Annotated in this window: 8 protein-coding genes; 2 read left to right on the forward strand and 6 right to left on the reverse strand. The window is 62.4% G+C overall.

The annotated features are described in order from the left end of the window. Positions 1–2: 2 nt before the first annotated feature. The 6 genes from VI234_RS17065 to VI234_RS17090 all read right to left on the reverse strand — a co-directional run bounded on the left by VI234_RS17065 (position 3) and on the right by VI234_RS17090 (position 8,255). A complete protein-coding gene (locus VI234_RS17065) occupies positions 3–1,787 on the reverse strand; it encodes an acetyl/propionyl/methylcrotonyl-CoA carboxylase subunit alpha (protein WP_336330672.1) in 1,785 nt (594 codons plus the stop codon). Next, the gene (locus VI234_RS17070; protein ID WP_336330673.1) at positions 1,787–2,953 is read right to left on the reverse strand and encodes an acyl-CoA dehydrogenase family protein; all 1,167 of its coding nucleotides are present in this window, start codon (positions 2,951–2,953) and stop codon (positions 1,787–1,789) included. Before VI234_RS17070 ends, VI234_RS17065 begins: the two co-directional genes overlap by 1 nt. Positions 2,954–2,998: 45 nt before the next feature. Further along, positions 2,999–4,681 carry an acyl-CoA synthetase gene (locus tag VI234_RS17075; RefSeq protein WP_336330674.1) on the reverse strand — a complete coding sequence of 561 codons (1,683 nt, stop codon included), beginning with the start codon at positions 4,679–4,681 and terminating at the stop codon, positions 2,999–3,001. Between the two features lie 170 nt (positions 4,682–4,851). After that, a complete protein-coding gene (locus VI234_RS17080) occupies positions 4,852–6,255 on the reverse strand; it encodes a UbiD family decarboxylase domain-containing protein (RefSeq protein WP_008308340.1) in 1,404 nt (467 codons plus the stop codon). Beyond that, positions 6,252–7,757: a UbiD family decarboxylase gene (locus tag VI234_RS17085; RefSeq protein ID WP_336330675.1), complete on the reverse strand. Its 1,506-nt coding sequence runs from the start codon at positions 7,755–7,757 to the stop codon at positions 6,252–6,254. Before VI234_RS17085 ends, VI234_RS17080 begins: the two co-directional genes overlap by 4 nt. 3 nt (positions 7,758–7,760) lie before the next feature. Further along, positions 7,761–8,255, reverse strand: coding sequence for a hypothetical protein (locus tag VI234_RS17090; RefSeq protein ID WP_008308336.1), 495 nt, complete (start codon positions 8,253–8,255; stop codon positions 7,761–7,763). A 290-nt stretch (positions 8,256–8,545) separates the two neighbouring features. On the opposite strand from VI234_RS17090, the gene VI234_RS17095 reads away from it, so the two are divergent. Together VI234_RS17095 and VI234_RS17100 are read left to right on the forward strand one after the other, a co-directional pair. Next, positions 8,546–10,111: an ABC1 kinase family protein gene (locus tag VI234_RS17095; RefSeq protein ID WP_336330676.1), complete on the forward strand. Its 1,566-nt coding sequence runs from the start codon at positions 8,546–8,548 to the stop codon at positions 10,109–10,111. Between the two features lie 219 nt (positions 10,112–10,330). Then, complete coding sequence (locus VI234_RS17100; RefSeq protein WP_336330677.1) at positions 10,331–11,569, forward strand: MgtC/SapB family protein; 1,239 nt, start codon at positions 10,331–10,333, stop codon at positions 11,567–11,569. Positions 11,570–11,805 lie beyond the last annotated feature (236 nt).

The following is an 11,805-nucleotide window of genomic DNA, read 5'->3' on the forward strand; positions in this document are numbered from 1 at the left end:
ACTTACTCCTCCAGTACGACCAGGGTGTCTCCCATGTCTACGGAATCGCCCTCCGCGACCGGGACGGACGCGACGGTTCCACCCGTGGACGCCACCACGTCGTTCTCCATTTTCATCGCCTCCAGCACGCAGACGACATCGCCCGCGGCGATATCGTCGCCGGGCGTGACTTCGGTCGAGAGAATCGTTCCCTGCATCTCGGCGGTAATCGCACCCGACGTGGCCACGTCCGCCGTGCCGCCACCGGCTGCGTCGCCGCCCGAGGTACCACTGCCGGAGCCGCCACCGGCGTTTCCGTCACGGGAGACGCGGGGAAGTCCGTCCGTAACGACGACATCGAAGCGCTTTCCGTCGACCTCGACAGCGATTTCGTCCGTCGACGCCGACTGGGCGTCGCCACCGACCTCGTCTGAACCCCATTGCGCAACAGCCGCGTCGAGAGCATCGTCTGGGAGTTCCTGGTCGAGGTATTTCGTCGTGTGGGTCCCGGCGACGAAGGTGTCGTCGTCGAGCATCAGCCGATGGAACGGGATGGTGGTATGGACGCCTTCGACGGTGAAATGGTCGAGGGCACGCTTCGACCGGTCCAGACAGTGGTCCCGGTCCTCGCCGGCGACGATGAGCTTCGCGATCATCGAGTCGTAGTCGCCCCCGATCTCGTCGCCCTGCGAGACCGCGTGGTCGAGGCGCACACCGATGCTGCTGGGCGGCGCGTACGTCGTCAGCGGTCCCGGCGTCGGTGCGAAGTCCTCGGCCGGGTTCTCCGCGTTGATCCGGTACTCGACGGCGTGCCCGTCTATCGACACGTCGTCCTGTGTGAAGTCCAGTTGCTCGCCCGCGGCGACCCGGAGCTGCCAGCGAACGATGTCGATGCCCGTCACAGCCTCGGTGACGGTGTGTTCGACCTGGATTCGGGTGTTCACCTCCATGAAGTAGAACTCCCCGTCCTCGACGAGGAACTCCACCGTGCCGGCGTTCGTGTACCCGGCTTCGCTGACACCGCGTCTGGCGGCCTCGCCGATCTGCGTGCGCAGTTCGGCATCGAGGGCCGGACTCGGGGCTTCCTCGATGACCTTCTGGTGGCGACGCTGGAGCGAGCAGTCGCGCTCGCCCAAGTGACGGACGTTGCCGTGTTCGTCTGCAAGCACCTGCACTTCGACGTGTTTCGGGGCTTCGAGGTACTTTTCGACGTACACGGAATCGTTACCGAAGTAGGCTTCCCCCTCGCGCTTCGCGCTTTTGAGCGCCTCCGCGACCTCGGCCTCGCTCCGGACGATCTTCATGCCGCGACCGCCGCCGCCACCTTCGGCTTTTATCGCGATGGGGTAGCCGTACTCGGCACCCAGTTCGCGTACTTCGTCCGGTTCACTGACGAGGTCCGTCGTGCCGGGGACGACCGGGACGCCGGCGTCCTGCATCACCGTCCGGGCTTTCGTCTTTTCGCCCAGCGTCTCCATCGCGTCGCTTGGCGGGCCGACCCAGGTGATTCCGTCAGCGGCTTCGACGCGGCCAGCGAACGCGGCGTTTTCCGCGAGGAAGCCGTACCCGGGATGGACCGCGTCGGCCCCGGCCCGCTCGGCGACGTCGAGGATCGCGGTCTGGTCGAGGTACGACTCGCTTGCGGGTGCCGGCCCGACGTTGTATGCTTCGTCGGCGTACTCGACGTGGCCGGCGTTGCGATCGGCGTCGCTGTAGACGGCGACCGTCTCGATACCCAGCTCTTCACACGCAGCCATCACACGGACCGCGATTTCGCCGCGGTTTGCGACAAGGACTTTCTCGAACATTAGTAGGATCTGGGGAAACCGAGGTGCTGCCCGATGTGGTTGTACGCCATCTGCTGGGAGACCGGGGCCAGCCGCGTCAGGTTGATCTCGCGCCACCACCGCTCGACGTCGTACTCCTTCGCGTAGCCCCAGCCACCGAACGCCTGCATGGATTGCTTGACCGCTTCGATGCCGGCACTGACGGCCGTCGCCTTGGCGACGTTCGTCTCGTACCCGCACTCCTCGCCCTGATCGTAGAGCCAGGACGCCTTCTCACGCATGAGCGCCGCCGTTTCCATGCGGGCGTACGCCTTGGTGATCGGGAACGAAACCGCCTGATGGCTCCCGACCGGCGCGCCAAACACCTCCCGGTCGCTGGCGTACTCGATAGCAGTGTCAGCAGCCAGTTTACCGATGCCGGTCCCGGCGGCCGCAAAGCCGATGCGTTCCGGGTTCAGCATATCGACCAAGACCCACCAGCCGTCGTCTTCCTCCCCCAGGAGGTTCTCCTCGGGGACCCGAACGTCCTCGATGAAGACTTCACAGGACTTCGAGTAGTTGATACCGTGTTTGGGGATCGGCGAGACGTCGATGCCGGGGTCGGCCATATCGACGATAAACAGGCTTATACCGTCGGTCCCGCGCTCGACCTCGTCGCGTGGGGTCGTGCGCGTGACGAGGATCATGTTGTCGGCCCGGTCCGCGAAGGTAATCCAGGCCTTGTTCCCGTTCAGGACGTACTCGTCGCCGTCTTTCTCGGCGCGGGTCGCGACGTTCAGCGTGTTTGTCCCGGCCTCGGGCTCTGTGATACCGATAGAGAAGTTCCGCTCGCCGTTTGCGATGTCCGGCAGATAGGTCCGTTTCTGCGCTTCTGTTCCGTTGTCCCTGATGCCGACGGCGGCCATACCGGCGGTGAGCACCAGATACCAGGTGCCCGCCATGCCACAGCCTTCGGCACAGAGCGTCTCCATGACCAGCCCCATCTCCTGTATGCCCATCCCGGCCCCTTCGTACTCCGGCGGGACCAGCAGGCCGTGGAAGCCGGCCGCGGCCAGTTCGTCCCAGAATTCCTGTCCGAACTCGCCTGCCTCCTCTTTCTCGCGCCAGTACTCCGGTCCGTACTCGGCCGCCACGTCCGCCGCGGTCGACCGGATCATCGAACGTTCCTCCGTAGATTCGAAATTCATTGGTGGTTGTGTGCGTGTTGTCGCTCGTAATTCTCACAATCCGCGTCAGGATTCGACTTCGGCTTCTGCTTCGGCGTCGTCGTGGAGTTCGGTTCGGCGAATTTTCCCGGTCACTGTCTTGGGCAGGCCCTCCCGGAACTCGATTTCGCGCGGGTACTCGTGTGCCGAGAGCTCTTCTTTCACGTAGCTCTGGATGTCTTCTTTGAGCGGGGCGGACGGCTCGGCGTCCTCGCTCGGCACGACATAGGCCTTGACGATGTTCCCCCGCGCCTCGTGTGGTTTGGGGACAACTGCCGCCTCGGCGACCGCGTCGTGTTCGCCCAGCGAACTCTCGACCTCGAACGGCCCGATGCGGTAGCCAGCGGAGAGGATCACGTCGTCCGCCCGCCCCTCGAACCAGAAGTAGCCGTCCTCGTCTTTGTGTGCCAGGTCACCCGAGAGGTACCATGTCCCGTTTGGCCCGTCAATAAACGCTCGCTGGGTCTTCTCGGGCTTGTTCCAGAACTCGGCGAAGAAACACGGGTAGTCGCCCCGCTGTGCGATTTCGCCCGTCTCGCCGGGTTCCAGAACCTCGCCGCTCTGTGGGTCGACGATGTCGGCCTCGATTCCGGGGAGTGGTTTCCCCATTGACCCGGGCCGGAGATCCATCGTGGGATAGTTGTTGATGATCATGTTCCCGGTCTCAGTCTGGCCGTACGTGTCCAGAATCGTGACGCCGAGTTCGTCTTCCCCCCACTCGACGACGCCGGCGCTGAGCGGTTCGCCGATGGAAAGCGCGTGCCGCAAGTCGAGGTCCACGTCAGCAAGGACCTCCTCGTTCTCCCGGAGCATCCGGTACGCCGTCGGGACCGAGAACAGGACGCTGATCGGGTATTCGTCGAGCAGGGCGGCCCACTCGTCGGTGTCGAACTCGCCCTCGTAGGTGAACAGCGATGCCCCCCAGAACCATGCGCCGAGCGTGTTGATGGCCCCGGTCAGCCAGCCGAGGTCGCCGGTCGACCAGTACAGGTCGCCGTCCTGGAGGTCCACGGCGTACTTCTGTGTTGCCGCGACGCCGGCGATCCAGCGCTGTTTGTGGAGGACACCCTTGGCCAGCCCGGTCGTTCCCGAGGTGTAGTACAGCAGCGCGTCGTCTTCCCCGCTGGTCTCAGCGACTTCGTACGACGTGCTCGCGCCGTCAAGCGCGGTATTGAACACCACGTCGTCAGCGGGTGCGCCGCCCCCACGGTCGACGGTGATTACGTGTTCGACCGCCGGCGCATCGTCCAGTGCGTCTTCGACCGTGTCGCGATTGTCCGTCGTGGTGACGACGACCTTCGCGTCGCAGTCGTCCAGACGGTACGAGATGCCGTCGGGGCCGAACCGCTCGTTGACGCTGCCCCAGACAGCGCCGTGTTTGAGCGTCCCGACCAGCGCCACGTAGTGCTCCGGAATCCGGGGCATATATGAAAAGACCCGGTCACCCTGGGCGACCCCGAGGTCGTCGAGAACGTTGGCGAACTGGCTCGAACGGTCAGCAAGCTCCCAGAACGTCATTTTCGACAGCTCTCCGTCGGTCCCGACCTGGTAGAGTGCGACCTGGCCCCGGTCGGTCGCGTGTCGGTCGGCGACTTCGTGGCCGATGTTCAGGTCGTTCGGTGCGTCCCAGTCCGCTGCCGCGTAAATATCGTCCCAGGAGAACTCGTTTCGCGCTGTGTCGTAGTCCGGGAGGTTGTGGCTGGTGACCATACACCGCTCGGAATACCGGAATCTGGTATAACTGTACCGGTTGCTTTTTGCGAATAACGTATTGAATATATTTTATTTTTTATTCCCACATAGGTATTATTCGATTGTAGTATGGCGTAAACAGAGCTGATTACAACATATTTGAAGATATATACACGCGAGAGACATATTCAGTGGGGCGATTCGTTTTCGGTCGTCTCTCCGGGAGCGGTGTCGGGTTCGTCCCACAGGACACGAGCCACGTCGCGGACGTCGGTTGGGAAGGAGTTCTCGAACGTGACTCGCGGTGCGATGTAGGTCTCCTTCCAGCGCGGGTCCCACGCCGCGTTCACGTACAGGCGCGAGCCGGTTTCGTTGTCTCGTCGATAGTGTGGGCGTGTCGCTGCCGGTGCATCCGGTTCGCTGAACGTCCAGTCGCGAGCGGGGTGGGATTTCAGCCAGATATCGGCCAGAACGCGGCCGAAGTCCTGTGGCGGAACGTCTTCGTCGACGATGACGACCGTGTCGAAAAGCGACGAGAACGAAAAGAGGATGTTCGCGAGTTGCCACTCGAAGCCGCCGTAGAGCACGTCACTCGCGACGAAACAGATTCCGAGTTCAGCCTCTGCCGGCAACATAATCCATTCGACTGGCGAGATGCCCCAGTAGTTGTTGAGCCGGTGATAGAGCGCTGCGGCGGTCGCGAGCCCCGTGAGACGGGTGTCATCCGCGAGTGGGCGACCGACGGGGGAGATGGGAATGACCGGGTTTTCAGTAGTGCGGACGCGCTCGACCGACAGCGAGAGCGGGCCGCTCTCGACGACGTACTCCCAGCCCTCTCGACGGTCGGACCGGAAGTCCGGCTGGCGGTCCACGACCGTCGTCTCCATGACGACCTCTGTCGCACTCGGGACGAGGCCGCCGTTGGTCGGGACAAGCGGGACGGTTCCGGTCACCCCACAGGACTGGATCGGCGTGGCAGTTTGCTCGGTGACAGCGAGCAGGTACGCCGTCGTGATCGCCGCCGGCGGCACGCCGAGCGCTATCGTTATTGTCGTCCCTTCACTGACAAGCGACGACAGCGTGTCCGGGACGCGCACTCTGAGCGTGTCGCCGCCTACGACCGAGCCGTGGACCGGTGCCCAGTGTGTGCCGTCAGCGGTCGAAACCGATGCGACACCGAGCGTCATAGCGGGCCACGTATCGGTTTCCCCCTGCGGGAACTGCAGGTCCTGTACGTCGATATCTGCCTCCGAGGCCGCCTGCCCGGTGTACGTCGGTTCGGAGTCCCTCCCGTCCGGACCGAGGCTGCTGATCGTCTCCAGCACCTCGACGAGCGTGGCTTCCGGGTCGAGTCCGAGGCCGAGCGACAGCCGCGACCACGGCCGGGCCTCGCGCTGCTGTGTCTGGTCCGGACCGCTGAACACACCGCTAACGAGGTCACTGCCAGCGGATCGCTGGAATCGAAGCGCCGGCCCACTCGCCCGGAGCGCCTCCGCCGCAAGTACGTCCACCGGGACCTCGAACGGGCCGTCGAGTCGGACGAGGTCGTCGTCGCCGGCCAGTCCGCGGACGTACTGCGTGAACGGTATCACTGTGACTGCCCCTCCCGCTCGTCGAGCCGGTCGAACCGCGCAGCGTTTAGGCCCGCTTCGACCAGCCGCTCCTGGGCTCGCTTCCGGGTTTCTGTGGTCGCTGCCATCTCCGCCGCGTCACCGTCGGTCGTTGCGTCAATGTAGGCTTTGGCCGTCTTCGCCTTCGACGTCCCCACGTCCGCGTTGCCCTTCTCGTCGGGCGTCTGGTAGATGTTGAGCGGAACTTTCGGCATTCGCTCGACGCCGAACTGGTGGAAGTCGGCATCCGGATCGGCCTCAAGCGCGATAGCTGTCAACACTGCCCGTGGATCGAGCGGGTCGACAGCAGCGTCGACGAACACGAAGAAGTCGATGTGGAGCATCCCCCACGTCGTGAAAATAAAGTTCGCCAGTTCGTGGAGATAGCCCGGATACGGTCGATCCGTCGCGATGACCCAGACGGTGCGGGAGGTGAACCGCCATGGGACCGCCATCGCAACGTCGAATCCGGCGGCCCGAAGACCGACAGTCGCGTCGGGACCGGCCGCGACGAGCCGGAGCGTACTGGTCGAGTTTTGCCCGTATCCGACACCGCTCCCCTCGACACAAAACGGTATTCGCGGTTCGTGGCGGTGGGTGATCGCATCGACCTCGAACACCGGCATGGAACGTCGCGGGCCGTTCATGTAGCCGAAGTAATCGCCGAACGGTCCCTCATCCAAGCGGTCGTCAGGTCGAACGTGGCCTTCGAGAACTAGCTCGGCCGTCGCCGGGACGTACAGGTCATTGGTTTCACACTGGACGAGGTCCACAGGCTCGCTTTTCAGGCCGCCCGCGAATGCCGCTTCGCTCCGGCCTGTCGGAATCCACATATCCGCAGTACACTCGACGGTGGGTTCGGCACCGATGACGACCGCGACTGGCATCGGTTCGCCCCGGGGTTCGTAGTCGTAGTAGTAGCGGTTGGGCACCTGCTCGCCGGCCAGTAACAGCAGACTGGCCTGAGAGTCGTCGTGGATCATCATGCGATGGCTCGACCAGGTCCCCCACTCCGTATCGGGGTCCGGTGCGACGATGGTGTGGTGATTCGAGTACCGTCCCCCGTCGCCCTCGTGGATATATGGCCACGGGAACGACAGGAGGTCGACCTCGTTCCCCGTCCGTACTGTTTCTTTGCAGGGGGCGTCCTGGCTCGCGACAGCTCGGGGCGCTTGCGGCGCGTTGAGGCGATCAATCACTCGGTCGTAGTACGTACGGCCCGAAAGGCCGCTTGGGAGCCCCAGCGCACGGGCGAAGTGATCCCAGGGACGCGTCTGGGGGCCGCGGTACGGATCGCCAACCAGTTTCGACTCCGTCTCTAGCCCCGCGATGGACTCGAACACCGGAATCGGGCCGTCACGGATATTGGCGAGCATCGTCGCTGCGCTCGCTTCGAGGTCCCACGACACCGGTTGGTCAAAGGACCGGAGCCAACCGGTCGTGTCGAGCAAATCGAGGTACTCGCGGAGCGAACTAACCGACATAGATCACTCCTGGTGTTCCAGCACGCGCCTCAGTGGATCGTCGTCGAGTTCGCGGCGGACCTCAGCGTAGGCGTCAAGCAGGGCCGGTCGTTCTGTGGCGAGCTGGTCGAACGCGATCTCGCGAAGCGCATCGGACGTTGACTCGTACTCGCCGGTCTCGACGAGATACTGCAAGAGGACCTTCAGATCGTCGGACCGTGTATTGAGGATATTCGACGCCGTCTCCTGTTCGGCCGCCAGATGCGTCACCAGCTCCTGATCGATACCGGTCTCCTCAGTCTCGTCGAGCAGTTCGACGTATCTGGTCTCGCTGACGCTCTCGTGTGGCCCGGCAACGATCGTTAGCGGTTCCGGGTCAGTGAGCGTATCGGGGTCCTTGGCAATCCGAACGCGTGCCTCGAAAATGCGTTTCGTTTGGGCATCCGTGATCTGTAGTGTGGTCTCTGCCTGTGCTTCCTCGGGGAGATGGTCTGCTGACGTGATGTAGTGGTTCGACATTACCTGCCCTCAGTTGTTTTGCTGATGTTCTTAGCAACCTCTTGTCCCTATGGCATATATGTACCGTCGTCAGTCCACCGTTTCACTGACCCGTGCATCCCGGGCACAGTTTGTCGCTCGAATCAGCCCTCTGTGAGGTGAAATGCGCGAATCACTAGTATTGAGAGGGTATCAGAAAGCGTATATTTACACGAGACAATATAATGTTTCCTTCAGTTATATATGCCACTTGATCGAAGCCAGAGTATGCACTGCCAATTGACGCCACTCGGCCGTTTTCGCTTCGAGAGATGAACGGATTGTTTCGCCGGTATCTGGTTGTCATCGTCCGATTTCTACCCTTTGCACTGGCATTTCTCCGTGACCGTCGGCGGTTCGTCCTTTTTGGCTCACGAAGACAGGTTCCAGACGAGAGCCATCGACAACGAGCCGAGCGTATCCGGGATACGATGCTCGAACTCGGACCGGCATTCATCAAAGTGGGGCAAGTCCTCTCGACACGCCCCGATATCGTTCCACCGGTGTACGCCGACGTTTTCGGAACCCTTCAGGACGAAGTGCCAGAGGGCGCAGGGGGAGATCCAAAACACGTCGTCGCGGAAGAACTGGGCGACGAACTCGATCAGTCGACGCTCGAACCGGTCGCCGGCGGGTCGCTCGCGTACGTCTATACGGCAGACTATCGGGGTGAGCGAATCGCACTGAAAGTTCGACGTCCCGAATTGAAACCCGTGATAACGCGTGACCTCCGGGTGGTCCGGGGGCTGCTTCCGCTGATTCGGCCCTTCGCTACCGAACGCCAGCAGTATTCGATCCAAAACGCGGCTGACGATTTTGAAGACATCATCCTGAACGAGTTGGATTTCAAGCGTGAAGCGACGATCATGGCCGATATCAGGGAGAACTTCGACGACGATGAGCGAGTCGTCATCCCTGCCATCTACGAAGACCTGTGCTCGGAGCGTGTGTTAGCTATGGAGTATCTGACCGGTCGGAAAATAACCGACGACGACGCCTTCAATGATATCGACGTGACGCCACACGAGATGGCGACACGGATCATCACTGTGTACCTGGAGATGGGTCTCGTCGACGGCGTGTTCCACGCTGACCCCCATCCGGGCAACCTCGGCGTCACAGACGACGGCCGTCTGTTACTCTTCGATTTCGGCATGAGCGAACGCCTGCCACCGACGGTTCAGGACGATATCATCGCCCTCTATCGGGCACTCGTCCGTCGAGACGTGGACGGCCTGGTGGACGCGCTCATCGCGCTCGATGTCCTCGAACCACATGTCAACCGCGCCGAGGTCGGCCGAGTGCTCGAACTCGTCATCGAGAACCTCGAAGGCCAGTCGGAGATCACCTGGCGGCAGATTATTACGGAGTTGACGACGACCCTCCGTGCGTTCCCGTTTCGGATTCCGCCGGACGTGATGCTACTCATCCGGGTCGGGACCGTCGGTGAGGGCGTCTGTCGACAGCTCGATCCGGAGTTCGATTTCCTCGCCGCTGTTCGCTCGTTTCTCGTCGAACAGGGCCTCATCGAGAGTGAATTCGACGCAATCATCGAGGAAACGTGGGCGGACGTGCGCCGGTCGCTTCCCGCGCTGGCACGGGTCCCGTCACGAGTCGACCGAACGTTGTATCGGCTCGAACGTGGTGAACTGGTCGTCCGTACGGAACCGGCTGATGGACATGGAATGGGGGAGCGGAATCTCGGTTACGCGGTGATCGCCGGAGCGCTCATCGTGGCAGCAGCGATTCTGACCTTTCACCAGCGTCCGTACGAGATCCCAGTACTTGCCGTCGCCGCCGGCTTTCTCCTCGTCTACCTCGTCGACATCGAGTCGTAGCTCCTGCCTCACCGGGCCTCCAGAAGAACAAACAGCGATCCGACCGAGAGTCGGAATGCAGGTGACGGCACAGGTGTAGTCGGCTCATCCGGAATGGCTCGCGCAGTTCTCCGGTCATCAGGGAAAAACCGAGCACGGCTCCGTAGTCGCCACAGCAGACGACCGATGCCGGCTCTCACACCCGAAGTTTGACAACTTGGAGGCATGAACCCCTAGAGAATGGTCGAGATCATCGATTCGCTTCTCCTTCGTCTCCTCGTTGCATTCGGTATTGGCGCTCTCATCGGACTGGAGCGGGAACAGGCGAAATCTGGGGGGACGTTCGCTGGCAGCCGGACGTTTCCGCTGTTTGCCCTCGTCGGCGCAACCGCCCAGGCGTTCTTTCCTGGCCTCTTGCCCGTCACTGTCCTCGCTATTGCAGTCCCCCTGACCGTCGCGTATGCCGGGAAAGTGCTGACTGAAGGGGATATCGGACTCACGACGGTGACCGCTGCCTTGCTCACTGTCCTTCTGGGTGCGTTGGCAGTGTCCTCCGAACGCGGGATGCTGTTCGCGATCATTCTCGGCGGGAGTGTCACTGTCCTCATGTCTGCGAAACCGACGATCCACAGTTTCGTCGACCAGATCGACGAGCGTGAACGCCGTGCCTCGCTCAAATTCATCCTCGTCGTGGCGGTCGTGCTGCCGATCCTGCCTGATCGTGAACTCGATGTCCTATTCGGTCTCAATCCCCGGTTCATCTGGCTGATGGTCGGCTTTGTCACCGGCCTGAGCTTCGTTGCCTACATTTTGAGCCGGTTTCTCGGAGCCAAGCGGGGGATCGCCCTCACGGGAATCCTCGGCGGGTTCGTCTCTTCGACCGCGACGACGGTCTCGATGGCCGAACGGATCAGTGAAACTCCCGAACTCTACAAGATCGGGTCGTTCTCGATTGTCGTCGCATCGATCGTCATGTTCCCGCGCGCACTCGTCGAAGTCGCCGTCGTCAACCCGGCCTTACTCCCTCGCGTCGTCGTTCCGCTTGGAGTAATGACTGGTGTCGGCGTGGGTATCGCCGGCATCGTCTACTGGCGGTCGACGACAGAGTCCGCGGTCGAGACCGATCTCAAGAACCCGTTTCGTCTCCGACCGGCACTGTTTTTCGGCGCTGTTTTCGCTATCGTGCTCCTCGTGTCTCAGTCCGCGAATACCTGGTTCGGCGATTCGGGTATCTATGCGACTGCGTTCCTCTCGGGGCTCGCTGACGTCGATGCGATCACGCTCACGCTGAGCGCACTCGAAGCGGACGGTGAGATCTCGCCCGAAGTAGCGACTACCGGCATCGTCATCGGCGCTATCGCGAATACGCTCACGAAAGCCGGACTCGCGTGGCTACTGGGGACGGTCGAACTGGGCCGGCGAGTGACGGTCGCTCTTGGGGTCGTCGCCGCCGCCGGCATCGCTGTCGTCGTCCTCTAATCCGTTGGGCCACCGAAGCCAGTCGGTTCCGAAAAACGCGTCCGGAAGCCGTGAAGAAACTACCTGCGAACGTACGAGATATCGGGAAGCTCCGAGAAGCTCTCAGAATAGGCTGAGACTTGACCTCCTCCCACGCCTTCAGGCGTGGGATTCCCGCGGCACCGCACCGCTAGGTTGGGAGTTTCAGGTTTGTAGCCAGGTCGGCATGACCGGACTCCTGGCGGGGCCAAGCCGCC

This window comes from Haloarcula sp. CGMCC 1.2071 (assembly GCF_037078445.1).
GTDB lineage: Archaea > Halobacteriota > Halobacteria > Halobacteriales > Haloarculaceae > Haloarcula > Haloarcula amylolytica.